Raw genomic sequence first — 24,259 nt, forward strand, 5'->3', positions numbered from 1 at the left:
TTACGATATATAAACTGGTGAAAGGTTTGCCTAATTTATTCACAATTCTATAAATTATGTGGATAACGTTATCCACATAAAAAAGGTTCCTTATTTATAAGGAACCTTTTTCCTACTCTATCACGTAGAAAAAATATGTAATGAGAATGAATAATTAGGGGGGAGAACTTCTAATTATTCATTCTCACTTTAAATACTTTTCGAGCGATAACCCGCTGCGCGATCTGCTTTACGAAATTCTCGTTGGTAGAGAACTTCTTGTGTACTAGATAATGCGTTTTTTGCTTTATCACGTTTCTTTTTATCCATTACAAATCACCTCGTGTCCTAAAGTCACTATTTATCGTTTCCAAAGACATGGGGTGATATACGTATATATCAAAATGTTAATGGTTAATTATTATTTCTGAAAATTTAGATTATGCTTCTTTTAAGTGATGAGAATCTTGGAACGTTGTATCTCGCATTGTAGCAAGTGTATATTGATCTTTTGGAATTTCATATAAGTTATATACTTCTTCATTTGCGTTAATTTCATCATAAACGGCTTTTCTTGTTTCGTTTGCTAGGTTTACATATTGTAATTTTTCTGCAGCTTTAATAGAACGAATATTTATTTTGCGAATACGCATAAAGATCGTTTCAATATCTAACTCGTAGAAAAGTTCGCTAAAAAATGAATCTTTTGCCAATTTATTGTAGCCTTTTCCGTGATAAGGTTTGCCAAGCCATGTTCCAAGGAATCCGGCTTTTTCTTGCACATCAAATAAAGTAATTGTTCCGATAGGGTTACCCCATTCATCTAAAATTGTGCGTGAAATTAATTCCCCACGCTCTTCAGCTTCAATCGTTTGTTTCGTTAAAAATAAATATTCCTCATAAGAATAAGCCTTTTGACGCACAAAAGGGAAGACAGCTGGATCCACCATTAACTCGTATAGAACGTGGCTGTCGTGTAAGTCGCGTTTTTTCAACATACTAACTCCTCCTCACACGAGGGTAGCATGACGAAAAAACACCCCACCCTCGAAATTTTTATATCAATCTTTAAAAAATTTCGGGGTGGGAATCGAACCCACTAGAACCAGTTTCTAACGCTGGTGGCGCACCATTTGCCTTCCCCATTCATCAATTTGAAAATGATAATCACGACACAAATTGATTATGGTTTCATTCAGTTTATAATCGTATAATACTTTATCTAGTCAAAAAAATAAACTAGTTTTTTTTATTTTTTTTGTAAATTATTTTTCCATCAATCATAGTTAGTACAGGCTTGGCTAAATAATGGAAAGGATGATGGGTCCAGAGCACAAGATCAGCGTCTTTTCCAGCCTCAATGCTTCCAATTCTATCCTCTAAACGTAAATTTCGCGCTGGAAATATAGTGATTCCTTCTAGTGCAGTTTTTTCGTCTAATCCTTCCCTTACTGCGACAGCAGCACAAACATTTAAATATTGAATGGGTGTATAGGGGTGATCTGTTGTGATGGAAACTTCCACTCCATTTTTTGATAATATATGGTAAGTATCCCATGTTTTATTTTTTAGTTCGATTTTAGAACGGCGTGTAAGCGTGGGGCCAACTGAAACCTTCAAATTGTGTTTTGAAAGTTCTTCAACAATAAAGTGTCCTTCTGTACAATGTTCAATACGTAAATCAAGATTGAACTCTGTTGCAAAGCGTAGAGCGGAACTAATATCATCTGCTCGGTGAGCGTGGATACGTACGGGTATTTCACGGCGTAATGCTTTTAAAATAGGAAGCATTCGAAAATCTGCTTCATGCCCGTAGTGCTGTGCTTCATAAAATGATTCCCGAAGTAATCCCATAATTCCCATACGCGTAATGGACTCTTTTGTTCCATTACTATGGACTTTTTTAGGATTTTCGCCAAAGGCAATCTTTAAGCCAGCAGGTTCTTGAATGATCATATGATCAATACAAGTTCCGGCTGTTTTTATTACACAAGTCGTACCACCGATAATGTTTTGACTTCCTGGCATAACGTGAACAGTTGTAATTCCATTTTGTACCGCATCTTTAAATGCAATATCCAAAGGGTGGATTCCGTCTAAAGAACGGATATGGGGTGTTGAAACTTCAGACGTTTCATTTGCATCATTGCCAGCCCAACCAGTACCTTCATCATAGAGACCAAGATGGGTATGGACATCAATAAATCCAGGTAAGAGATGAAGAGCACGTGCGTCTATAACTGTCATATCTTGAGTAGGTTGAATGGAAGGCTTGACCTCAGCAATTTTTTCTCCTATAACGAGTACATCCCCTTGAAATTTTTGGGATGTAATAGGATAGACAATGGCTTGTTTGAGCAATATTTTCATAGGTACCTCATTTCTGTTACTTTATAATGTTAATGGAATGTAAGGGAAAGTAACTGAAAGATTATTTGTGTAATAATGCTCCGGATGCTAGAAAATAAAAGTTTTGAAAGGGCCCTCTGTAAAACTGTGTTTTAGAAGTACTACATTGTATGCGAAAGTATATTTTGTAATGCATGGTCTATTGACGGAAATGTGTATTGATACCCATACTCAATTGCTTTACTAGGTAATACATGTTGCCCTTCTAGTACAAGTATGCTCATCTCGCCTAATAAAGCATGAAGCATAAATGAAGGGACAGGTAACCAATGAGGTTTTTTTATTATAGTTGCAATGATTTCTCCAAATTCCTTCATTCTTATAGGATCAGGAGCTGTAATGTTAAGAGGTCCATCAATTTCTTCTTTGTGTATGATGAAATCAATCATGGAAGCGACATCGTCTATATGAATCCATGATAACCATTGATTTCCAGATCCAACTGTACCTCCGATATAGAATTGATAGGGAAGTAGCATTTTTGGAAGGGCTCCTCCGTCTGGACCTAATACGACTCCGAATCTTGCGTAGATTGTCCGTATTCCGAGAGCACGTGCTTTAGATGCTTCTTGTTCCCATGAATATACTGTATTTGCTAAAAAGTCATTTCCAGGAGTCACATGCTGTTCTGTAAAAGACTCGGTTTCAGATGTTCCATAGTATCCAATTGCACTTGCGTTAATAAATGTGTGTGGTTTTGTAGGGAGTGCCTGCAATTGTTTAATGAGTCCTTTTGTTGTTTGAATTCTACTGTTTAAAATGACTTTCTTTTGTTTCTTTGTCCATCTACTATTAATAGACTCTCCAGCTAGATTAATAACTACATCAATAGAAGAGAGGGGGAAGGTTTGTAAATCTGGTGTCCATTGTACATACTGAAGGTTAGGATCGGAAGTTTCAGCAGTTTTTTTTCGTGAGAGAATATAAACAGTATATCCTTTTTGAATAAAAAAGGTAGAAAGGTATTTACCTATAAAGCCGGTACCACCAGAAATTGCGATTTTCACAATTATTTCCTCCTCATTATATATATTCTTGAAAAGCAAAAACGTTCCTCGACTATGTTAAAATAATAGAGAGGTGAGAGTATGGCTGTCATTACAAAAATAGAAGTGCAAAAACGATCGAAAGAACGGTTTAATATTTATATCGATAAAGGTCAAGGTGAAGAATACGGATTTAGTGTGAACGAAGTAATCTTAATAAAGCACGGATTACAAAAGGGCTTAGAAATTGATGAAATAGCGTTAGGAAATATTTTGTACAATGAAGAGGTACAAAAAGCATATTTACAAGCAATCTCCTATTTATCCTATCAAATGAGAACGAAACTAGAAATAGAAGATTTTTTACGAAAAAAAGAAGTTGGACAAGCCATCATCTCTGAGGTCGTTTCGAAATTATTACATGACCGATATATTAATGATAAAGAGTATGCTATTTTATATACGAGAACGCAAAGTAATGTGAATCGAAAAGGTCCAACGGTTATTAAAAGAGAGTTGTTAAATAAAGGTGTTCAGGATTTAATTATTACGCATAGTTTACAAGAATATCCGAAGGAAAAGCAAATTGAGAATGCTTTAATTCTTATAGAAAAGAAGAAGAAATCTTATCAAAAGCATTCCTTTTTACAAATGAAGCTAAAGTTAGACGAAATGCTGGTTCGTAAAGGATATTCTAGAGATGTGATTCAAATTTGTTTAGAAGAATTGAAAGACGAAAAAGATGACGAAAAGCAACAAGAAGCGTTACACTATCATGGGAACAAATACTATGAGAAATATAAGAAGTATGATGGATGGACGTTTGAAAATAAGATGAAACAAGCGTTATATCGTAAAGGATTCTCTATTGATGAGATAGAGATATTTTTGCAAATGAAACGTGAAGAGGGATGAGGGAATAAAATGAATATGCCAAAACGCTACAGTGAAATGACACCATATGAGCTAAGGGAAGAAATTGGGGTTTTGAAAGAGCAAGCAATAAAAGCTGAGCAACTTGGAATTGTAAATGAGTTCGATGTATTAATGCGAAAGATAGCAATGGCTCGCGCTTATATGACTGACATAAACAAATTCCATATTGGTGAAACGTATGAATTAGTAGAAGAACCTGGTATATTATTTGAAATTACGTATTTCAATGGGGTATTTGCTTGGGGACATAAGCAAAATGATAATGAAGAGATAGGAATACCGATTTCTTTATTACAAGAAAAATAAAAACCAGAGAGCGAATATCTCTCTGGTTTTCATCTTTGGTAGGCGTTACAGGAGATAGGAGATTCTAAAATTGGCGTTTTTTACATTCATTCGCCAAGATAATGAGAGACTGGGTTTGTTGCGTCTGTCCGTTAACTTGCGCTTTTGCATGTTTCGGACGAGTCCACGTATGGTTAAATAATTCAGAACGACTATCTAAGCGATCACGGTAGCTCATCTTTATCACCTCGTGTAGGAAGTTAAGTTACTTTGTTACTACTCTTCCTGCTGATTTGCAGCACGCATACGTTCTTGTGGGTGCGTGTTAATTGTGCCGTTAGGTCGCTTCGAAGCGAAGCGTGATTTCGCTTTCGGTTGACCGTCGATTTTGCTGTTGTTTTTTGACTCAGACCAAAATTCGGCTTGTTTACCCATTGCGAACGCCCTCCTCATCATCAGTTGATACCTCTTGAAGAAGTATCATTTATAGAATGTGCAAAATAGAAGAAACTATCCTTTAGAAATGAAGGGATAATTAGGTAAAGGAGATTAGAACATGAATGATATTTATGAAGCATTAACGAAAGAACTATTAGACAAAAATGACAAGCTTTCTTATGCACAAGCGCGTGCTTGGGTTGAATTACTGTGGGAAGATTTTCAAACGACTTATGCGAAATCAGGTCGTTATCAAGGAGAAGAAATGACTGAACAAGTTGTGCGATCATGGATTAATAATCATGGAGGACGCCTTCATGAAATGCGTACAAATAATCCGAAATATAGCCATCTAATCAATCAAGAAGATCATTTGAAACATTAAAAAAGCGACTGAAGTCGCTTTTTTTAATGTGGAAGTAACTCCAGTTTTTTTCGAAGTTTTTCTTCACTAAAAATCCATCCTGTATAGGAACTAATAATATTTAAATTATGATCGAGTTGAACGATCGCAACGAATGGATAATAGTCTTTACTACGATATCGCAAATCAATGAATCGAACTTCATAATAATGATCATAATCGAAAATGTCCCAGCGATATACAGGGGAGAAAGATAAAAATGCTGAGATGTTTTCATCTTGTTTAGCTGCGCGCATAATAGCATTATCTGGGAACGGTACCCGATCGAACTTATCATAGATCATAATGTTACCACGATGCCATCTAGCAACGTAGTAATAATCGGTTGTAACGACTGCTAAATGATAATGATAAAATCGATAAGAAGGAGAAATGATTATCTTCTCAACATTTTTGAAACGTTTTTGTACAACACTTCTTATATTTCTATGCATCATAATCCGTCCGATGTAGTAAACAATCATTAATATATACGCTGCTAAGGCAGTATATCCTTTATGGGAACCTACGAGCATACAAGCAATTGCGAGTATATGGATAAAGAAAATGACGGTATCAAATGTATTAATGATGCCGAGCGCTACCCATTTTTTTGTGAAGGGCCGTAATGCTTGTGTACCGTAGGCATTAAAAATATCTACAAAGACATGAAGAAAGACGGCAATAAAGGACCAAAGTAGTAGATGCAAATATGGAGCGTCTGAAAAGAAGGCGAAAGAGATGCCACTTATAAGGAAAGACCAAAGAATCACTGCAGGAATGGAATGAGTAATCCCACGATGATTTCTTATATATTTAGCGTTATTACGCAATTTTAAAACTGTATCGATGTCAGGAATATTGGAGCCGGCAATTGTAGCAAGCATAACTGCTTGTGGCCCAATATCACTTTGTGCTATGGCTGGATCTAACGTGGCCAAACTGCCTAGAGTAACGCCCATAACAAGGTGAGTGGCTGTGTCCATAGAAATCCACCTCCGTTTTTTATTAATGTAACTCTTTTTATTCGATACCTCAAGTCCTTTGCCTTCTATTTCCTATGTCATCTTACTTAAATTTTTTCCTAAAATCTTTATAATAGTACTTATATGCAAAAAAATGAGGGGGACCAAGTTTGACACTTGAAATATTAAATAATTTTAACATAGAGCAGTTTCAAAATGATTTAATTGGTTGGTTTGAAAAAGAGCAACGCGACTTACCGTGGCGTAAAAATAAAGATCCATACCGTGTTTGGGTTTCGGAAATTATGTTGCAGCAAACTAGGGTAGAAGCTGTAAAACCATATTACGCAAATTTCATGGGGAAGTTTCCTACTCTAGAAGCTTTGGCAAATGCTGATGATGAAGAAGTGTTAAAAGCATGGGAAGGTTTAGGCTATTATTCTAGAGCGCGAAATTTACATGCAGCCGTAAAAGAAGTAAAAGAAGTATATGGCGGGATTGTGCCAAGTGATGTAAAGAAGATTGAGAAATTAAAGGGAGTCGGTCCCTATACAAAAGGTGCTATTTTAAGTATCGCATATGGTATACCAGAGCCGGCAGTTGACGGAAATGTTATGCGTGTATTATCTCGCATTTTATCAGTATGGGATGACATTGCAAAACCAAAAACGAGAAAAGTGTTTGAAGAGATTGTGCGTGAAATTATTTCGGCTGAAAATCCATCTTATTTTAATCAAGGTTTGATGGAATTAGGAGCACTGATTTGTATTCCTAAAAATCCAGCATGCTTACTTTGTCCTGTACGTGAGCATTGCAGGGGATATGCTGAAGGTGTTCAAAAGGAATTACCAGTAAAAAGTAAAGCGAAAGCCCCTACGATGGTACCGATCGTTGCAGGAGTACTTCAAACTGAAGATGGTCGTTACGTCATTAATAAACGTCCAAGTACCGGTTTATTAGCTAACATGTGGGAGTTTCCGAATATTGAACTTGGCGAAGGGATTCGAAGTCAGAAAGAACAGCTTACAGATTATATGAAAGAAAAATTTGAGCTCTCGATTTCTATTGATGAATACGCAATGAATGTACAACATACATTTACACATCGCACATGGGATATATTCGTATTTTACGGAAAAGTAACTGGTGATATCGTTGAAACAGATACATTGAAATTTGTATCGAAAGAAGCATTTGAGCAGTTACCTTTCTCTAAATCACATCGTACGATTTATGAGAATTGTGTTGAGAAAATTACAATGCAATAAAGTGAAACTTTAATCAGTGGGGGTTTTCTTCATCCCCACTGATTATCAGCCCTCACCAATCGGGCTTTAATGGGCAGCCTTACCCCCACCTCACTTCTTTGCTTTCGCTGCATTTTGAGGTGGGGGTCTTACTGCCCATTAAAGCGGGATAAACAAAAAAAGTGTTCCCAGGTTGGGAACACTTTTTTAATCGTAAGAAATTTTTGTCCCATGAGTCCAACTAGCATCACCTTCTTGTAAGCCGCCTCTTGATTCAATTTCTATTACAATTTCTTTGTAGATACTTTGACCTTCTGCATTTAAATACGGCAAAATCTGTTGTAATGAATGATGAAAATAAGCCAATTCATCTTCTTTCCACTCACTTTTTGAAACCATCGTTAGTTCAGTCATATCGCGTCCTACATACATATTCCCACCTCCATTTTCTATAGTTTGAATGAGTAACAAGAGATATATGCGGAATTTTTTCAAAAGAAAATTACGGATAGCTTCTAGTTGAATTGGTTACATTATTGATTGTGGAGGTGAGAAAGATGAGTAAAAAACAACAAGGTTATAACAAGGCAACTTCTGGTGCTAGCATTCAAAGTACAAATGCTAGTTATGGTACAGAGTTTTCAACTGAAACAGATGTGCAAGCAGTAAAACAAGCAAACGCACAATCAGAAGCGAAGAAAGCACAAGCTTCTGGTGCACAAAGTGCAAACGCTAGTTATGGTACTGAATTTGCAACTGAAACAGACGTGCATGCTGTGAAAAAACAAAATGCACAATCAGCTGCAAAACAATCACAATCTTCTAGTTCAAATCAGTAATGAAAGAAAAACACTTCTCTAATTCGAGAGAAGTGTTTTCTTTGTGCTTTGGTCATGGGAATGAAAATAAAACGAACGACATAACTTCTAATAAGTCAACAAATGTAGTCAAAGGAGAAGGAAGTTAAAGATTAGAAATATGTAATGAGGAATAATAAATGATAAATAAGTCCAAAAGGGGGTAAGTAATGAACGATTTTGATAAGTTGGTAGGAGAGCAATTGGAAACGATGGATGAGTTGTTGAAGTTACAAGCTCACCTAGAGAAGTATCAGCAAATTGAAATGAGCGAAAAGGATACGTGCGATAAAAAGGAATTACATTTTATCCGCCAAGAAATATATAGAACAGAATTAGCGCTCAAGCTATTACATGAGAAATTTGAAGAGCAAACAAATAGTGTGATTCAATCTTTTGAAACTGAAAAAATGATTTCAAATTTAGGATAAGATATATTGTTGCCTTTAGGTGAAAGGTCCTTCTGTACATGGAAATGAGGAAGGACTTTTTTTATTCTCATTTCTTCCTTTATAAAATGTTAAGCGAAGATCCTTGTTTCTTAATAGGATTAAGGATATCGTATTCAGTGTAAAATATAGAGTCTTATCGCTTTAGTTTTAAAATTTCGACAAAAAAGTTATAATAGAAAAAAAGTGAATGCAGTTCAAAGGGCATTTGCAGTTGAAGGAAGGGAGCATATATGGGATTTCCCAAAGAAGGAGAAAAAGTACAAATACATAGTTATAAACATAATGGCTCCATTCATAGAATGTGGGAAGAGACAACGATTTTAAAAGGGACACAAAGTCTTGTGATCGGAGCAAATGATCGTACAGTAGTGACAGAATCAGATGGCCGAACATGGATTACTCGTGAACCAGCAATTTGTTATTTTCATGCAAACTACTGGTTTAATGTGATTGGAATGTTAAGGGAAGAGGGCGTATATTATTATTGTAATTTAAGCTCACCTTTTGCATATGATTCTGAAGCGTTAAAGTATATTGATTATGATTTAGATATTAAAGTGTATCCAGATATGACATATACACTTTTAGATGAAGATGAATATGAAAAACATAGTCAAATTATGCAATATCCACCTGTAATTGATACGATTTTAAAACGAAATGTAGCACAACTAACACAATGGATTCATCAAAGAAAAGGGCCATTCGCACCAGACTTTGTAGATATGTGGTATGAGAGATATTTAATGTACAGAAATTAAAACAAACCTGCAGGGGATTTCCCCGCAGGTTTGTCCTATTAGAGGGGGGATTATGTGCAAGGTATAAAAAGATATTTGCAATTTGTTAAACCATATCGATGGCTTATTGCTATTACGATTATGATTGGTCTAGTTAAATTCGGCATCCCGCTCATTATGCCGTGGTTATTAAAGTATATTATTGATGATGTCATTCAGGGCGGAGGGTCACTTCAAGATAAGACGTCCCAACTAGTAACAGCGATTGGGATTGCCTTTTTTATTTTTGCAGTGTTAAGACCACCGATTGAATATTATCGTCAATATTTTGCGCAGCGTATCGCAAATACAATACTATATGATTTGCGAAAACATATTTTTGGTCATTTACAAAAGTTGAGTTTACGTTATTATTCGAATACAAAAACAGGGGAGATTATTTCGCGTGTCATTCATGATGTAGAACAAACGAAGGATTTTGTAATTACTGGTTTGATGAATGTTTGGTTAGACACGGCAACAATTGCTATCGCTATCATTGTTATGTTTTCTATGAATATAAAATTGACATTTGTTGCGCTATTAATTTTACCTGTTTATGTAGTGGCAGTGAAATATTTTTTCGGGCGTCTTCGAAAATTGACGAAAGAGCGTTCACAAGCGTTAGCAACGATGCAAGGGTATTTACATGAACGTATTCAAGGGATGCAAGTGACACGTAGCTTTGCATTAGAAGAGTATGAAGGGAAGCAATTTGAAAAAAGAAATAATGAATTTTTGACGAAAGCGTTAACACATACGAGTTGGACGGCGAGAACATTTTCGGCAGTAAATACGTTAACAGATTTAGGGCCGTTACTCGTGATCGGTTTTGCGGCGTATGAAGTGATTCAGGGGCAGTTAACCTTAGGAACTATGGTTGCCTTTGTTGGATATATGGATAGTTTGTATAGTCCACTTCGCCGCCTTGTCAATTCCTCTACGACATTAACACAGTCTTTCGCATCGATGGATCGGGTGTTTGAACTGTTAGACGAAAAATACGATATTGTGAATGTACAAGGTGCGGTACAAACGAAAAAATTAAATGGTGAAGTGATATTTGATAATGTATCTTTTCGTTACAACTCGGATGAAAAAGAGGTATTACATAACCTTTCGTTAACCATATTGCCAGGAGAGAAGGTAGCACTTGTAGGAGCGAGTGGGGGAGGGAAGTCATCTCTTGCTAGTTTAATCCCGCGTTTCTATGATGTCTCTTCAGGCACAGTTTATGTAGATGGGATAGATGTTAGAAAGTATGATATGAGAAATTTACGTAGTCATATTGGAATTGTACTGCAAGATAATTTGTTATTTAGCGATACAATCGGGGCAAATATTTTATATGGGAATCCGAAAGCTACAGAGGAAGAAGTAATTGCAGCTGCCAAAGCTGCGCAAATTCATGATTTTATTATTGAGTTACCTGATGGTTATGATACTGTCGTCGGGGAACGCGGTGTGAAGTTATCTGGTGGGCAAAGGCAACGTGTAGCGATTGCACGCGTGTTTTTAAAGAATCCATCGTTACTTATATTAGATGAAGCGACTTCCGCTTTGGATCTAGAAAATGAACGATATATTCAAGAGGCGCTTCAAACGTTAGCTGCTGATCGAACGACGATCATAATTGCACATCGATTGGCGACGATTACGCATGTGGATACGATTATTTACATTGAAGATGGTGAAATTAAAGAAACAGGATCTCATGAAGAATTAATGAAAAAAAGAGGATATTACCACAATTTATATCAACTTCAACATATAACAGAAACAGCTCCTTTAGGGTAAAAGGAGCTGTTTTTTATTCGTCTTCTTTTTTATCATCGATTTTGAGTTCTGCTTCTGGTTTATGGTATGTGTAGAAGCTATCCACAAGTAAATCTAAATGCTCTACTTCTTCACTATAGTTAATAATAGCAGAAATAAGAGGGAAGAGATGTAGCCATGTTTTATATGCCTCTTCATCATCCTTGTTTTGATATTCCATAAAGATATCAATTAATTCCTGTTTACCTGTTTCAACTTCATCAAGCATTTCAACAGATTGTTGTTTTTTTGCTTTACCAATAAATTTTAATAAAACTTGTTCATGATAATGTGTTAATGAATCAAGTTCGTTCTGAATAGATTCCTGGAATTCTTCTGGCATATAGCGCAGTTCGTTTTCAGTACGATGTAATGATTTTAACGTACTTAAAGCACGACTTGTCGTCGCTAACATTTGTCTGAATAAAACAAGCTTACGAATTTTTGCGAACTTTACTTTTTTCGTATAGCTTCTTTCTTCTTTATACAGCAAATAGTAATGGTTTAATTTGATCATTTTTTCTTTCATACGATCAATATCAGTTTTTAATGTTGTAAAATCAGAAGCTTGCCTGCTATTCATTCGAATCCATTTTACAATTTCTTCTGTATTATCAACGATGCGATGATATAACTTTGTTTCGTATTTTGGCGGCATAAACACTAAATTTACAAGTGAAGCCGCAATAATTCCAACCATAATCGTCGCAAATCGAAGTAAGGCAAAACTAAAGAAATCTTCACCTTGATACTCCATAATAGCGATAACTGTTACTAAAGCAATTGATATTGTGTTTTCTAATCGTAATTGCAATGTAAGAGCAATTACTAATATACATGTTAATCCAATAATAAAAGGATTATGTCCAAAAGCAGTAGCGAATGCGATAGCGAATACCGCACCAATGACGTTTGCTTGAATTTGTTCAAGTGCAGTTAAATACGAACGGTATACAGACGGTTGAACAGCGAAGATAGCTGAGATTCCCGCAAATACTGGACTCGGTAAGTTAAGTAAAATACAAGCAAATAAAGCTAATGTGATGGCAATACCCGTTTTTAAAATGCGAGCACCAAGTTTCATACCCTTAATAAGATCCTTTCTCTTGTCATAATGAATGTACAACATGATACTATACATTCATTACAATATGTTAGCAAGTGATATTTTAGTGACGTTAATAAGAAATTAAGATTCATTTTATACTTTTTCCTAATTCTTTTTAAACATCAATTTTTAGTAAAAAAACCTGCTGAATTTCAGCAGGTTTCAAATTGTTACTATAGATTACTATGAGAAGTGTACTTCGTCAATTTTTTTCTTGAAGATGAAAATTAGGCATATCACTCTGTTGAGATAGATGGATCAGCCTGCTCTTTTTTCGGGATGATTTCAAAAAACTGTTGCTGCATATCATCGAATAACGGTGTCAATAAAGCAACTTCCTCGTATTGCTCATGTTCATTTAATACACGGATATAATCTAGTAATAACTCGGTCACATCTTGCACACCATTTTTACTAAGTGGTTGTAATGTAACATTTGCTCCTTTTGCGATTCTTCTTTTTAAGGCCTGTTCTGTTAAACCTAAGCTTGAATCATGGCGTAAATAAACAACACCGCCAGTCATACCAGCACAAATCCATGGACCAGGATCTCCTAAAACAAGCGCGCGCCCATTTGTCATATATTCAAAAGCGAAACCTTTAATATTAGAGTATGCTCCTATATTCCCTTGTTCTTTTTCGCGGAGTGGCTTTATCATGCGTCCGCCAATTATCATGTCTGCTCCAGAGAGGCGAATGCCAGCGCGAGCATCAGCGTTACCTTGAACGTATAGCGCCCCTTTTTGTGCACCGTATCCAAAACCTTTTCCGACAGAACCGTTATAATATAGACCGTCTTTTCCTTTTGCTTTTGTTATATAAATACCACCACCAAAGGAGGTTTTACCAATACCATCTTGTGCGCCGCCGTTTACGTGTATAAATAAGTTCTCACTATTGTAAGCACCTAATCCATTTCCAGGAATCGAGCCATTCGTATACTTTAATGTAAGTGGTTCAAGCTTCGTGTCTTCATATAATTTACTACGAACGCGATAACAAGATTCTAGACCACCCATAACGCGTTGCTCTACGCCAACGCCTACTAATTCTTTTGAATGAGGAGAATGAATTGTTTCAAATTGTTTTTCTAGTACGTGTTCTGTTTTTGTACCAGATGGATGTTCTATCGTTTGTAGTAAATTACATAAGTTTAATAAATTTTTGCCTCGAACTTGTTCTAATAAATCGGAACGCCCGACAATTTCTTGTAAATTTGTATAGCCGAGATTTCCTGTTAATCGTTTTAGTTCTTCGCCAAAAGTAGTGAATAAATGTAATAATCCAGCCACAGCACTTTCTAATTCACGCGGGACGAAGCGGCGTAATCCGTGTTCTTTCGCTTGAGCTTCAGATTCAATCTGTGTTGCGATTCCAACGTGGCAAGTATCTAGATGACATCCGCGGCAAGTTGTACAGCCAATTGCAATCATGGATAATGTACCAAATCCAATGCGGTTTGCTCCAAGGAGCATAATTTTCAAGGCATCATTCACACTTCGAATACCACCATCAGCCCAAATTTCTACTTTATGTCTCATATTTGCTTCTAATAAAGCATTGTGAGCGGCTTTCACACCAATTTCTACAGGAAGCCCTACATGTTGCAATGCGTGAATACGTGCGGCACCTGTACCACCATCAAATCCGCTAATGTTAATAAAATCAGCACCAGCTTTAGCGATACCGACAGCAATTGTTCCAATGTTAGGGACGACAGGAACTTTTACAGCTACTTTTGCAAGCTGATTAGCCGTTTTAATTTCTGTAATCATTTGAGCCAAATCTTCAATGGAATAAATATCATGGTTGTTAGAAGGTGAAATTAAATCAGAGCCAATTGTAGCATTACGCGCTTCAGCGATTTTGGCTGTTACTTTTGAACCTGGCAAATGTCCACCTTCACCAGGCTTGGCACCTTGCCCAATTTTTATTTCAATTAAGTTTGATGAATTGAGTAGTTCGGCGTTTACGCCAAATCGTCCGGACGCGATTTGTTGTCCACGTGTATGTGGATATTTTCCAATCATATCTTTAATTTCGCCGCCTTCACCGTTCAAACTAATCATATTTAGCTGATCAGCTGCTTCTGCATATGCACGAAAGGCAATTTCATTTTGAGAACCGAATGACATGGAACTAATAATAAATGGTAAATCATGATTTTGAATACTGATGGACACTTCTTCAGCCGGAACGACATGTTTTGTTTCTTTCGTTTGAACAAGATGTCTAATTGCGATTGGGTTATTTTCTTCTAATTCACTTAATTTTTCACGGTAATCATCATAAGAGTTTCCCTTTGCAACATCGCCGATTGCTTTCCAAATTCGCGGGAATATATGAAAAGATTTTCGCATTCTAACTTTAGGATTGTTATAATCGTTCGCTCGCATTTGTGCATCTTCAGCAAGTGATTCAAGAGAAAAAGCTAAATCATTTGAACCTAAGAAATTTGTAATTTGCAATATATTTGCGATTTCTTCATGTAACCCGATAGAAGAATAGAGGCGACCGTAACCACGCAATTCATGAATTCCAATTGTTGAAATGACTTTTTCCAGTCCTTTATTAAGTGCATGATATAAATTCGTAATTGGTGTTTTTGTCCCATCATTTACGGTTGCAAATAGTAAATATGGATTGATACTATCTGCTCCTAATCCATACAGTGTGACGATATCGTGTAAGCAGCGAATGGCACCAGAACGTATAACGAGAGAGCAGTTTCGGCGTAATTTATTTTCGCTTAATACTTGATGTACTTTCGCGGTAACTAAATGCGGATCAATCCATAATCGTCCATTTAGGTGAGCGTCAGCATCGTCTATTAATAATAGGGAAGCTCCATCGTTCACGGCTGTTATCGCTTCAGAACTAATTCGACTTAAGGCACATTGTAAAGTTTCTGCCTGACTGAATGTAGCAGAGATTGTAGCGATAGAGCTATGAGTATTGAATAGTTGTATAAGTTGCTCGTACGTAATTGTGTGTAATTCTTCTACAATAGATTGTGCTACACTTCCTTCTAAAATGATTGGGGAAAGCATCTCAACTACAAATGGCTGTTTAGCATCAGCCAATAAACTTGGACGTTTGCCAAGTATCGTTCGGGTGGAGAAGTGTTCAACTTCTCGATCGTGATCGATTGCTGGATTTGTAACAACAGCTACACTTTCCTTAATGAAGTCAGCGATATTTCGTCTATCAGTATCAAGTGCAGCGAGTGGTGAGTCATGCCCAAGTGAGCGAATTGGTTCAACACCTTTTGTTGCCATCTGTTCAAGAAGCTGAATATGTTCACGATCCCATCCGAAAGCAACGTATTGTTTTGTGTCAACTTGCATAGAATCACATAATCCTTGGATTTCTTTCGTTTCAGGGGTAGATAAGTTTAAATGATAATCTTTAGTATCCACTCGTTCTTTAAAACGGTCATATACTTGAGCTTGGTATTTGTCATATTCATAAAGAACAAGCTCATCTTGTTCATTCCACTTTAGTCCGACTTTTTCCCCTGGAGCGAGTGGTTTTGGTTCTGCTACATATTCAGTTGGGGATACAACTCCAGGTTCAGAAGAGAAAATATAAGAGCTTTCTGTCTCTACTTTCCATACTGGTCGTAGCCCGAGGGAATCCACGCTGAAAACAGCTTCATCTTTATAACGTGAAATAATGCCAGCTGGACCTTGTGCAAAATGGCCCCATGCTTCACGTATATACGTATATAAATCTTGTAAATGTGGTTCATAAAGTTTAATTTCATTAATAATTGGCGGGAATAGTATATCCATTGCTTCAAATAAACTGTAGTTGTATTGAACAAGTAGAGTTTCTAAGGTGCGGTTTAAATCTTGGGAGTCACTGCCCCCAGCAGTAAGTGGAACGTGAATCATTTCAGCTTGATCGCGTAATTTTGCAATTGTGTTAATTTCACCATTATGTCCGAGGATACTAAATGGTTGTACACGAAAGAAGTTAGATAATGTATTAGTAGAATAGCGATTATGTCCTAGTGTCATAGTTGAAGCAATAAGTGGGTGTTGTAAATCATTGTAATAGGCAACAAGTGTATCCCCAGCACCGAGAACTTTATATACAACGTGATCACGACTTAAGGAAGCAACATGAATCGCTTCATTTTCTTCTATTTTTATCGTTACTGTAAATAATGTTTGCTCAATATTTGTAACTTCATTTTCTGCGATAAGAGCAACTTGCCAAAATAAAGGTTCTTCTTGTTTACCAAGTGGACCGAGTGCATCGGAGTTGATTACATCATCACTTTCGAAAAGAATTGCAAAGTTTTCGTTATTTAGTTGTGTACGAATATGATTTTTTAAATTAACTATATTTTCGTTTTTGTTTAGAAAAAAATGTCCAACGATAAAGTGGGGATGATCCACGATCGTTGGATTATATCCGCTACTTTTTAATTTTTCATTCCAAAGTGATTTTGGTACATCAATGTGAATACCGATTCCATCGCCTTCGCCATTAATGAAACCAGCTCTATGATTCATTTTGACGAGCGATTGTATGCAAAGGTCAATATTTTCTTTTGTAGGAATTTTTCGTTTCTCCATAACGGAAACGATTCCACACGCATCGTGTTCCGCATTTTTGTAATCTCGAAATAAAGACGGTGTCCATGTGTTTGTTTTATTGAGCATCCGTCAATCCCCCCTCTTATGAAAGTTTGAATAATCTTACTATTTGAGGCGTGAGCAGCCTTGTATACAAAAGATAGTAAGGATATAAAATAAAATTAAACAGATAATTATGAATAATTATACTATTAATGAGGGATTTATGAAATAGAAAAAAGGAAAAAAGAAAGGTGTGCTTCTTTTTTCCTTTTAATGGCGGGATTATTTATTGTTTGCTAAAGCAGCAAATGCTCTACCTACAGCTTCAATTGTATATTCAATATCTTCTTTTGTATGTTCTGTCGTTAAGAACCATGCCTCGTATTTAGAAGGTGCTAAGTTAATTCCTTCTTGCAGCATAAGCTTGAAGAATTTACCGAACATTTCTCCGTCTGTATCTTGTGCTGCATCGTAATCTTCAATTGTATTTGTTGTGAAGTATACAGTTAAAGCGCCTTTTAGGCGGTTTAATGTAATATCGATATTATGTCTTTCAGCCTGCTCTAAAATTCCTTTTTCAAGCATTGCACCAAGTTCATCTAATTTTTCATAAAGCCCTTCTTGTTGAAGAACTTCTAGACAAGCAATACCAGATGCCATAGAAGCAGGATTTCCTGCCATTGTACCAGCTTGATATGCAGGTCCAAGAGGGGCAACTTGTTCCATAATTTCTTTCTTACCACCGTAAGCACCGATTGGAAGTCCGCCGCCAATAACTTTACCAAGCGCTGTTAAGTCTGGTGTTACGCCAAGTAAGTCTTGAGCACCACCGTACATGAAGCGGAAAGCAGTAATAACTTCATCATAAATTACTAGTGCACCAGCTTCGTGAACAAGTTCATTCACTTTCTCAAGGAAGCCAGGTTTTGGCTCTACAATACCGAAGTTTCCAACGATTGGTTCTACAAGAATAGCTGCTACTTCATGTCCCCATTTATCTAATGCTTCTTTTAAAGTTTCTACATTATTAAATGGAACGGTAATAACTTCTTGAGCGATACTTTGTGGTACACCCGCTGAGTCAGGAGTTCCTAGTGTAGAAGGGCCAGATCCAGCTGCTACAAGTACTAAATCAGAATGACCGTGGTAACAACCAGCGAATTTCATAATTTTTGTGCGGCCTGTGTAAGCGCGAGCGACACGAATTGTTGTCATTACAGCTTCAGTACCAGAGTTTACGAAGCGAACTTTATCTAATGCAGGCATTGCTTCTTTTAACATTTTTGCAAATTTTACTTCTAGCGCTGTTGGAGTTCCGTAAAGTACACCATTTTCAGCAGCTGTTGTAATTGCTTTCGTAATGTGCGGGTGAGCATGTCCAGTAATAATAGGACCGTATGCTGCTAAATAATCGATATATTTATTTCCGTCTACATCCCAGAAATAAGCACCTTTTCCACGTTCCATAGCAACAGGAGCACCGCCACCAACTGCTTTAAAAGAACGAGAAGGACTATTAACACCGCCAACGATATGTTCTAAAGCTTCTTTATGTAATGCTTCTGATTTTGTGAATTTCACTACCATTCATCTCCTTACAAAAATCTATGTATTATTCTAACATGTTTTTCGAAAAGACGTATTGTTTGTGATAGAGAAGGCAGTTGGGTAAACTATTCGTTGTGACATTTAGGAAGGGGGTCCGGTTATGAAATCGGTAATTGAGGTACAAGGGTTACGTAAAGAATTTACAGCCTATTTAAGTCGTCCAGGTTTAAAGGGTGCATTTCGCGATTTATTAAATCGTAATTATAAAATAGTACCAGCAGTAAATGATGTATCTTTTACTGTGAAACAAGGTGAAATGGTTGATATATCGGTGAGAACGGTGCCGGTAAATCAACGACAATTAAAATGCTTACGGGAATTTTGACTCCGACATCAGGAGACATTTTAGTAAATGGGATGAACCCACATAAGCAGAGGGAAGAATTTGTAAGAACAATTGGTGTTGTTTTCGGTCAACGCTCGCAGCTTTGGTGGGATATTGCCGTGCAAGAATCGTTTCGTTTATTAAAAAAAGTGTACGGTGTCTCAGACGCTCAGTATAAGGAACATATGGAGCACGTAATCGAAACGTTAGATATTGGTCCTTTGTTAGACAAGCCAGTTCGAAAGTTATCTTTAGGTCAAAGAATGCGTTGTGAATTAGCGGCGGCATTAATTCATAATCCACCGTTATTATTTTTAGATGAACCAACAATTGGGCTAGATGTACTTGTGAAATTGAAAATACGTGAATTTTTAAAAGAAATGAATGAACGTTATAAAACAACAATTTTATTAACAACCCATGATATTACTGATATTGAAGCATTATGTGAGCGCGTTATCATGCTGGATGAAGGAAATATTATGTATGACGGTTCTTTACATAATCTTCGTACGCAGTGGGGAGCAGAGAAGGAAATACATTTTCAGTTTGTCGCACCAGTTTCCTATCAGGCTTTATCAATGGTTATGCCAGATAGTCATGTCGTTTGGTCGAAAGCGAAAGAGGAAAACGCGTGGATTGCCAAAATACCGAATGAAGAAGTTATTATTTCAATGCTTATTTCTAAAGTGGTACAAGCCTTTCAAATTAAAGATTTAAAAATTAACGAAGTGTCTACAGAGGAAATTATTCGTAACATTTATGAAGAAGGTATTAAACATGGGTAAGTACATTGAAATGATTCGAATTCGCTTTTTAATGATGCTTGCGTATCGCACAAATTATTATAGCGGGATTTTAATTTATACGATTAATATCGGTGCGTATTATTTTTTATGGCAAGCAATTTATAGCGGAAAAGAGAATATTGAAAGTTTATCTATTTCGCAAATGACTACGTATATCGCAATTGCGTGGATGGCACGTGCTTTTTATTTTAATAATATAGACAGGGAAATTGCGATGGAGATTCAAGAAGGACGTGTAGCGGTAGAACTGATACGTCCATATAACTATTTAGGGATGAAAGTGATGCAAGGTCTTGGTGAAGGAATATTTCGCTTTGCCTTCTTTTCCATTCCGGGTATGGTCATCGTTACCTTATTATTTTCATTGCAAATTACAACGAACTTTCAAACGTGGTTATATTTCTTCTTATCTTTAATATTTAGTTTTATTATTAATACACAAATTAATTTAATGACGGGAATGCTCACATTCTTCTTATTTAATAATAGTGGAATTATGTATGCAAAACGTGTTGTTATTGATTTGTTTTCAGGTCTATTATTACCAATTAGTTTTTATCCGTTATGGGCCCAAAAGGCAATGATGTTTTTACCGTTTCAGGCTATTAGTTATATTCCGAGTATGATTTTCTCAGAAGGTATACAAGGAAGTAAATTGTATGAGGCATTATTATTCCAAGTAATTTGGGCCATTGTACTTATTATTCCGATTGTACTCATGTGGAGAACGGCGAGAAAACGTCTAATTGTACAAGGGGGATGATGAGATGATATATATAAAACTATTTTTGCAATATGCAAGTCAATATATAAAAACAAAATTGGAGTATCGGGGCGATTTTATCGTTGGATTACTTTCTGATTTATCACTACAGGCTGTTAATTTAATCTTTATTCTTGTTGTGTTTGGACATACGCAAGCATTAAAAGGTTGGAGTAGAGAAGAAGTCATCTTTATTTATGGTTTCTTTTTAGTGCCGTTTGCCATTTTCTCAGCTTTCTTTAACATATGGGACTTTAATGATCGTTACATTATTAAAGGAGAAATGGATCGCATATTAACGAGACCGATTCATAGTTTATTTCAAATTATTTTAGAAAGAATGGAGCTTGAATCTTTAATTGGAGCAATTACGGGAATGATTGTAATGGGCTACGCAGCAGTGGAGTTGCAATTATCTTTTTACTGGTACGATATCTTCTTATTCTTGTTGATGGTAGGAGGGGGCGCACTTGTATACGGAGGAATATTTGTTACCCTTGCAAGTCTTGGTTTTTGGTCGGACGCGAAAAGTTCGATTATGCCGCTAATGTATAACATAGGGAATTATGGCCGCTATCCTGTTAATATTTATAACCGTGTGATTCGCTTCATTTTAACGTTTGTCTTACCATTTGCGTTTGTCGGAGTGTATCCAGCAGCGTACTTTTTAAGAAAAACAGAGTGGAATAGCTATGCATTTGCAACACCGCTCGTTGGTGTTATCTGTTTTACGATTGCAATTACTCTTTGGAATCAAGGGGTAAAAAGGTACCGTGGTGCAGGGAATTAATTATAAAAGCTTGTTTGTTTCTAAGGGATAAATCCAATGGCTGTCTCATACATATAAAATGAGGTGGAGGACATGTTATGGGGATTTATTCTATTAATTGTAGCAATTGCTATTTTGAGAAGTGTCCAATTGTTATGGAGTTCCTATTCAGATTCAACGCGTTTTTTTTCGCTGTATAATCTAGCCACATTATTTTTGATTTATACAACTGTACTAATTGCGTTTGGATTAAGTTATGTTGTATTAGAAGAAATGGGTTTTGCAGTTTTGAAAGAGGATGGAGAAAGCTTAAACGCTCACTCTTTTCAACTCGTTGAAATTTGTTTATATTTTAGCGCAGTTACTTTATTGTCTGTTGGATATGGTGATATATCTCCAATTGGAATTGGGCGGTGGATTGCAATTGGAGAAGCGCTAATTGGATATACATTACCGTTTGCTTTCGTGATGAGGTCTGTAATAGACAATGAAAAATAAGGAAGCATTTGTTATAGTAAAAGAAAAGAGTAGGAGTGATAACAATGATCACAGTAGGAGAAATGGCTCCAGAATTTACATTAGAGGGAAGTAACGGGGAACAAGTTCGCTTAGCTGATTTTCGTGGTAAAAATGTAGTTCTATATTTTTATCCGAAAGATATGACTCCAGGGTGTACAACTGAAGCGTGTGATTTCCGTGATTCTTATGGATTATTTCAAGAGAAGGACACGGTTATTCTTGGAGTGAGTCCGGATTCGGCAAATAGACATTTGAAATTTATTGAGAAGCATGAACTTCCATTTACACTTTTAGTAGATGAGGATCATAAAGTAGCAGAATTATACGATGTTTGGAAATTGAAAAAGAACTTTGGGAAAGAGTACATGGGAATTGAGCGCTCTACATTCCTGATTAATAAAGCCGGTGAGCTTGTAAAAGAGTGGCGTAAAGTGAAAGTGAAGGGACATATTGAAGATGTTCTTTCTTATATAAAGTAAATCCATTGTGGAGATAAAATATACAGAAGTAAGGCGAGTGTCTATACATATTTTATTGTCTTACATAAAGTGAAGTGTAGGGCATACCTCCTCAGATGATAGTATTCCAAGTGCGATTATGTCGCACTTTTTTTCTATTGTAAATGCATAAAAAATAGGGAAAGATACATAAGAATAAGGCTATATACAAAAATAAACCACATACTTATAGTAGAAATATTGACGATTTATAAGAAAAGGAGTACACTCTTTATAAGAATTATAAAATAATAATCCGTATAGAATCGGGGTGCATGACGGTGGTCAAAGAAGAATTAAAAGAAGCGCTAGAAATGCTGAAAAATACGGGTGTACGCATTACTCCACAGCGTCATGCTATTTTAGAGTACCTTGTGGAATCAATGACGCACCCAACAGCGGATGATATTTATAAAGCATTAGAAGGTAAGTTTCCAAATATGAGTGTTGCAACTGTCTATAATAACTTACGTGTATTTAAAGAGGTTGGGCTTGTAAAGGAATTAACTTATGGAGACGCTTCAAGTAGATTTGATTATGTTACAAGTCAACATTATCATGTGATTTGTGAAAAATGTGGTAAAATTGTTGATTTTCCTTATGGAGGTTTGGAACAACTTGAAGAGGAAGCTGCAAAAACAACAGGCTTCGTTATTAATAGTCATCGCTTAGAAATTTATGGCGTTTGTCCAGAGTGTCATAAGGCGTAATATATAATAAAGAAAGAGGCTGACGGCTTTACGTCAACCTCTTTCTTTATTATATATGGGAATTACGTTAGGTTCAGAAGGAGTTAAAATGTTCAGTGGAGATCTAATTTAATTAAGAATAAATACAAAAGGTGATTTCTTAACCAAGAAATCACCTTTTAATGTTTAGCTCAGTAAGGATACATTTTCCTTACTGTACTCATATGTGCCTATGATTTATAGCTCTTCTCATTATATTTTTCATCAAATTCTTTTCCTTCTAGATTTCGATCCATTGTTAAAGGTTGGTTGCAATGCATACATGCGTCGACACGACCGAGCATTTTTGTAGGTTTATCGCAGCTTGGACAAATAATTTGTACAGTTTTAGTAGATAACATACCAATCCAAAAATAAACGACTGTACTAGCGATAACAGCTAAAAAGCCAACCATCATAAATGTTGTCATAATAATAATGTTCTCACGGAAATAGACTCCTAAGTATGCAATGAAGAGGCCGATAAATACTAAACTTAATGCAAAGGTCCGGATTTTATTGATTTTGTTTGAATACTTAATGCTCATTCTCACCACGCTCCTATAACAATAATATAACATAAAATTTAGAATTTTCTATCGTGCAGAAATATGGTAAAGTGATAAGATATGAAATGCAGAAGGAAGGGAGATTATAATGATTTTTGAAACATGTTTTTAAACTTTTAACGGGATGTGAAATTTTTTATAAAAAGTATTAACCATGTATGTACTGCATGATATATTAATAACCGTCGCTGATGCGGAAACGCAGAAAACGATAAAAAAGAAATTAAAAAACTTAGTTGACATCGAAAAACGAAGATGTTAACATAAGGAAGTCGCAAATGAGCGACTAAGTAGTTCTTTGAAAACTGAACGAAACAAACAACGTGAAACGTCAATTTTTATTTTATGATGCTAGACAAACTAACTTTATTGGAGAGTTTGATCCTGGCTCAGGATGAACGCTGGCGGCGTGCCTAATACATGC

25 protein-coding genes and 1 pseudogene are annotated in these 24,259 nt (G+C 36.1%); 14 read left to right on the forward strand and 12 right to left on the reverse strand.

What is annotated here, in order from left to right; translation table 11 throughout:
- Window positions 1–189 precede the first annotated feature (189 nt).
- The 4 genes from PDQ33_RS07765 to PDQ33_RS07780 form a co-directional block, all read right to left on the reverse strand.
- On the reverse strand, window positions 190–309 hold the full coding sequence (locus tag PDQ33_RS07765) for a YfhE family protein (protein ID WP_000358480.1): 120 nt from the start codon (window positions 307–309) through the stop codon (window positions 190–192).
- Window positions 310–419: 110 nt separating this feature from the next.
- The gene (locus PDQ33_RS07770) at window positions 420–977 is read right to left on the reverse strand and encodes a GNAT family N-acetyltransferase (protein WP_000914738.1); all 558 of its coding nucleotides are present in this window, start codon (window positions 975–977) and stop codon (window positions 420–422) included.
- A 241-nt stretch (window positions 978–1,218) separates the two neighbouring features.
- A complete protein-coding gene (locus PDQ33_RS07775) occupies window positions 1,219–2,349 on the reverse strand; it encodes an amidohydrolase (protein ID WP_000698301.1) in 1,131 nt (376 codons plus the stop codon).
- A 140-nt stretch (window positions 2,350–2,489) separates the two neighbouring features.
- The gene (locus PDQ33_RS07780) at window positions 2,490–3,395 is read right to left on the reverse strand and encodes a TIGR01777 family oxidoreductase (RefSeq protein ID WP_000684392.1); all 906 of its coding nucleotides are present in this window, start codon (window positions 3,393–3,395) and stop codon (window positions 2,490–2,492) included.
- Between the two features lie 81 nt (window positions 3,396–3,476).
- Here PDQ33_RS07780 and recX point away from each other — a divergent pair, with 81 nt between their 5' ends.
- Both recX and PDQ33_RS07790 read left to right on the forward strand, forming a co-directional pair.
- Complete coding sequence (recX, locus tag PDQ33_RS07785; protein WP_000268520.1) at window positions 3,477–4,289, forward strand: recombination regulator RecX; 813 nt, start codon at window positions 3,477–3,479, stop codon at window positions 4,287–4,289.
- A 9-nt stretch (window positions 4,290–4,298) separates the two neighbouring features.
- Window positions 4,299–4,616 carry a YfhH family protein gene (locus PDQ33_RS07790; protein ID WP_001057035.1) on the forward strand — a complete coding sequence of 106 codons (318 nt, stop codon included), beginning with the start codon at window positions 4,299–4,301 and terminating at the stop codon, window positions 4,614–4,616.
- Between the two features lie 64 nt (window positions 4,617–4,680).
- Here the strand turns inward: PDQ33_RS07790 and PDQ33_RS07795 are convergent, their stop codons facing one another.
- Complete coding sequence (locus tag PDQ33_RS07795; protein WP_000122093.1) at window positions 4,681–4,833, reverse strand: YpzG family protein; 153 nt, start codon at window positions 4,831–4,833, stop codon at window positions 4,681–4,683.
- A gap of 38 nt (window positions 4,834–4,871) precedes the next feature.
- Window positions 4,872–5,030 (reverse strand): small, acid-soluble spore protein K, encoded by a 159-nt coding sequence (locus PDQ33_RS07800; RefSeq protein WP_000517891.1) that lies wholly within the window; start codon window positions 5,028–5,030, stop codon window positions 4,872–4,874.
- Between the two features lie 121 nt (window positions 5,031–5,151).
- On the opposite strand from PDQ33_RS07800, the gene PDQ33_RS07805 reads away from it, so the two are divergent.
- Window positions 5,152–5,418, forward strand: a complete 267-nt coding sequence (locus PDQ33_RS07805; RefSeq protein WP_000998157.1) for a YfhJ family protein — start codon at window positions 5,152–5,154, stop codon at window positions 5,416–5,418.
- A gap of 23 nt (window positions 5,419–5,441) precedes the next feature.
- On the opposite strand, the gene PDQ33_RS07810 is transcribed toward PDQ33_RS07805, so the two are convergent.
- Window positions 5,442–6,422 carry a metal-dependent hydrolase gene (locus tag PDQ33_RS07810; protein ID WP_000379131.1) on the reverse strand — a complete coding sequence of 327 codons (981 nt, stop codon included), beginning with the start codon at window positions 6,420–6,422 and terminating at the stop codon, window positions 5,442–5,444.
- A 149-nt stretch (window positions 6,423–6,571) separates the two neighbouring features.
- On the opposite strand from PDQ33_RS07810, the gene mutY reads away from it, so the two are divergent.
- A complete protein-coding gene (mutY, locus tag PDQ33_RS07815; RefSeq protein WP_000171405.1) occupies window positions 6,572–7,669 on the forward strand; it encodes an A/G-specific adenine glycosylase in 1,098 nt (365 codons plus the stop codon).
- Window positions 7,670–7,855: 186 nt separating this feature from the next.
- Here the strand turns inward: mutY and PDQ33_RS07820 are convergent, their stop codons facing one another.
- A complete protein-coding gene (locus PDQ33_RS07820; RefSeq protein WP_000289263.1) occupies window positions 7,856–8,080 on the reverse strand; it encodes a hypothetical protein in 225 nt (74 codons plus the stop codon).
- A 125-nt stretch (window positions 8,081–8,205) separates the two neighbouring features.
- On the opposite strand from PDQ33_RS07820, the gene PDQ33_RS07825 reads away from it, so the two are divergent.
- The 4 genes from PDQ33_RS07825 (at window position 8,206) to PDQ33_RS07840 (ending at window position 11,533) form a co-directional block, all read left to right on the forward strand.
- Window positions 8,206–8,487, forward strand: a complete 282-nt coding sequence (locus PDQ33_RS07825; protein ID WP_000039045.1) for a gamma-type small acid-soluble spore protein — start codon at window positions 8,206–8,208, stop codon at window positions 8,485–8,487.
- A 188-nt stretch (window positions 8,488–8,675) separates the two neighbouring features.
- Entirely contained in the window at window positions 8,676–8,936 is a 261-nt protein-coding gene (locus tag PDQ33_RS07830; protein ID WP_000997582.1) for a YgaB family protein, read from the forward strand.
- A gap of 251 nt (window positions 8,937–9,187) precedes the next feature.
- Window positions 9,188–9,718 (forward strand): nucleoside tri-diphosphate phosphatase, encoded by a 531-nt coding sequence (ntdP, locus tag PDQ33_RS07835; RefSeq protein ID WP_000506628.1) that lies wholly within the window; start codon window positions 9,188–9,190, stop codon window positions 9,716–9,718.
- Between the two features lie 54 nt (window positions 9,719–9,772).
- Entirely contained in the window at window positions 9,773–11,533 is a 1,761-nt protein-coding gene (locus PDQ33_RS07840; protein ID WP_270755297.1) for an ABC transporter ATP-binding protein, read from the forward strand.
- Between the two features lie 13 nt (window positions 11,534–11,546).
- Here PDQ33_RS07840 and PDQ33_RS07845 read toward each other — a convergent pair whose 3' ends face one another.
- From PDQ33_RS07845 to hemL, 3 genes are all read right to left on the reverse strand, one after another.
- Window positions 11,547–12,635 carry an aromatic acid exporter family protein gene (locus PDQ33_RS07845; RefSeq protein WP_000765784.1) on the reverse strand — a complete coding sequence of 363 codons (1,089 nt, stop codon included), beginning with the start codon at window positions 12,633–12,635 and terminating at the stop codon, window positions 11,547–11,549.
- A 260-nt stretch (window positions 12,636–12,895) separates the two neighbouring features.
- On the reverse strand, window positions 12,896–17,332 hold the full coding sequence (locus tag PDQ33_RS07850; protein WP_270755300.1) for a glutamate synthase-related protein: 4,437 nt from the start codon (window positions 17,330–17,332) through the stop codon (window positions 12,896–12,898).
- A gap of 198 nt (window positions 17,333–17,530) precedes the next feature.
- On the reverse strand, window positions 17,531–18,835 hold the full coding sequence (gene hemL / locus PDQ33_RS07855; protein ID WP_074542681.1) for a glutamate-1-semialdehyde-2,1-aminomutase: 1,305 nt from the start codon (window positions 18,833–18,835) through the stop codon (window positions 17,531–17,533).
- 121 nt (window positions 18,836–18,956) lie between these two features.
- Between hemL and PDQ33_RS07860 the strand changes: the two are divergent.
- From PDQ33_RS07860 to perR, 6 genes and pseudogenes are all read left to right on the forward strand, one after another.
- Window positions 18,957–19,969: pseudogene (locus PDQ33_RS07860) on the forward strand (ABC transporter ATP-binding protein).
- Window positions 19,962–20,753, forward strand: a complete 792-nt coding sequence (locus PDQ33_RS07865) for an ABC transporter permease (protein ID WP_000521517.1) — start codon at window positions 19,962–19,964, stop codon at window positions 20,751–20,753. Before PDQ33_RS07860 ends, PDQ33_RS07865 begins: the two are co-directional and overlap by 8 nt.
- 4 nt (window positions 20,754–20,757) lie before the next feature.
- Window positions 20,758–21,543, forward strand: coding sequence for an ABC transporter permease (locus PDQ33_RS07870; protein WP_000639354.1), 786 nt, complete (start codon window positions 20,758–20,760; stop codon window positions 21,541–21,543).
- Window positions 21,544–21,615: 72 nt separating this feature from the next.
- Window positions 21,616–22,020 (forward strand): potassium channel family protein, encoded by a 405-nt coding sequence (locus tag PDQ33_RS07875; RefSeq protein ID WP_000964357.1) that lies wholly within the window; start codon window positions 21,616–21,618, stop codon window positions 22,018–22,020.
- A gap of 44 nt (window positions 22,021–22,064) precedes the next feature.
- Window positions 22,065–22,520 (forward strand): thioredoxin-dependent thiol peroxidase, encoded by a 456-nt coding sequence (gene bcp / locus PDQ33_RS07880; RefSeq protein ID WP_000633725.1) that lies wholly within the window; start codon window positions 22,065–22,067, stop codon window positions 22,518–22,520.
- A gap of 299 nt (window positions 22,521–22,819) precedes the next feature.
- Entirely contained in the window at window positions 22,820–23,248 is a 429-nt protein-coding gene (gene perR / locus PDQ33_RS07885; protein ID WP_000237831.1) for a peroxide-responsive transcriptional repressor PerR, read from the forward strand.
- A 209-nt stretch (window positions 23,249–23,457) separates the two neighbouring features.
- On the opposite strand, the gene PDQ33_RS07890 is transcribed toward perR, so the two are convergent.
- On the reverse strand, window positions 23,458–23,814 hold the full coding sequence (locus PDQ33_RS07890; RefSeq protein ID WP_270755308.1) for a YgzB family protein: 357 nt from the start codon (window positions 23,812–23,814) through the stop codon (window positions 23,458–23,460).
- Window positions 23,815–24,259: the final 445 nt, after the last annotated feature.

It is taken from the genome of Bacillus cereus group sp. Bc031 (assembly GCF_027716265.1).
Taxonomy (GTDB): Bacteria; Bacillota; Bacilli; order Bacillales; family Bacillaceae_G; genus Bacillus_A; species Bacillus_A paranthracis.

Coding starts and splice junctions, on each gene's coding strand:
- PDQ33_RS07765 (WP_000358480.1), bottom strand. CDS start 309: ATGGATAAAAAGAAACGTGATAAAGCAAAAAACGCATTATCTAGTACA.
- PDQ33_RS07770 (WP_000914738.1), bottom strand. CDS start 977: ATGTTGAAAAAACGCGACTTACACGACAGCCACGTTCTATACGAGTTA.
- PDQ33_RS07775 (WP_000698301.1), bottom strand. CDS start 2,349: ATGAAAATATTGCTCAAACAAGCCATTGTCTATCCTATTACATCCCAA.
- recX (WP_000268520.1), top strand. CDS start 3,477: ATGGCTGTCATTACAAAAATAGAAGTGCAAAAACGATCGAAAGAACGG.
- PDQ33_RS07790 (WP_001057035.1), top strand. CDS start 4,299: ATGAATATGCCAAAACGCTACAGTGAAATGACACCATATGAGCTAAGG.
- PDQ33_RS07795 (WP_000122093.1), bottom strand. CDS start 4,833: ATGAGCTACCGTGATCGCTTAGATAGTCGTTCTGAATTATTTAACCAT.
- PDQ33_RS07800 (WP_000517891.1), bottom strand. CDS start 5,030: ATGGGTAAACAAGCCGAATTTTGGTCTGAGTCAAAAAACAACAGCAAA.
- PDQ33_RS07805 (WP_000998157.1), top strand. CDS start 5,152: ATGAATGATATTTATGAAGCATTAACGAAAGAACTATTAGACAAAAAT.
- PDQ33_RS07810 (WP_000379131.1), bottom strand. CDS start 6,422: ATGGACACAGCCACTCACCTTGTTATGGGCGTTACTCTAGGCAGTTTG.
- PDQ33_RS07820 (WP_000289263.1), bottom strand. CDS start 8,080: ATGTATGTAGGACGCGATATGACTGAACTAACGATGGTTTCAAAAAGT.
- PDQ33_RS07825 (WP_000039045.1), top strand. CDS start 8,206: ATGAGTAAAAAACAACAAGGTTATAACAAGGCAACTTCTGGTGCTAGC.
- PDQ33_RS07830 (WP_000997582.1), top strand. CDS start 8,676: ATGAACGATTTTGATAAGTTGGTAGGAGAGCAATTGGAAACGATGGAT.
- ntdP (WP_000506628.1), top strand. CDS start 9,188: ATGGGATTTCCCAAAGAAGGAGAAAAAGTACAAATACATAGTTATAAA.
- PDQ33_RS07845 (WP_000765784.1), bottom strand. CDS start 12,635: ATGAAACTTGGTGCTCGCATTTTAAAAACGGGTATTGCCATCACATTA.
- PDQ33_RS07850 (WP_270755300.1), bottom strand. CDS start 17,332: ATGCTCAATAAAACAAACACATGGACACCGTCTTTATTTCGAGATTAC.
- hemL (WP_074542681.1), bottom strand. CDS start 18,835: ATGGTAGTGAAATTCACAAAATCAGAAGCATTACATAAAGAAGCTTTA.
- PDQ33_RS07865 (WP_000521517.1), top strand. CDS start 19,962: ATGGGTAAGTACATTGAAATGATTCGAATTCGCTTTTTAATGATGCTT.
- PDQ33_RS07870 (WP_000639354.1), top strand. CDS start 20,758: ATGATATATATAAAACTATTTTTGCAATATGCAAGTCAATATATAAAA.
- PDQ33_RS07875 (WP_000964357.1), top strand. CDS start 21,616: ATGTTATGGGGATTTATTCTATTAATTGTAGCAATTGCTATTTTGAGA.
- bcp (WP_000633725.1), top strand. CDS start 22,065: ATGATCACAGTAGGAGAAATGGCTCCAGAATTTACATTAGAGGGAAGT.
- PDQ33_RS07890 (WP_270755308.1), bottom strand. CDS start 23,814: ATGAGCATTAAGTATTCAAACAAAATCAATAAAATCCGGACCTTTGCA.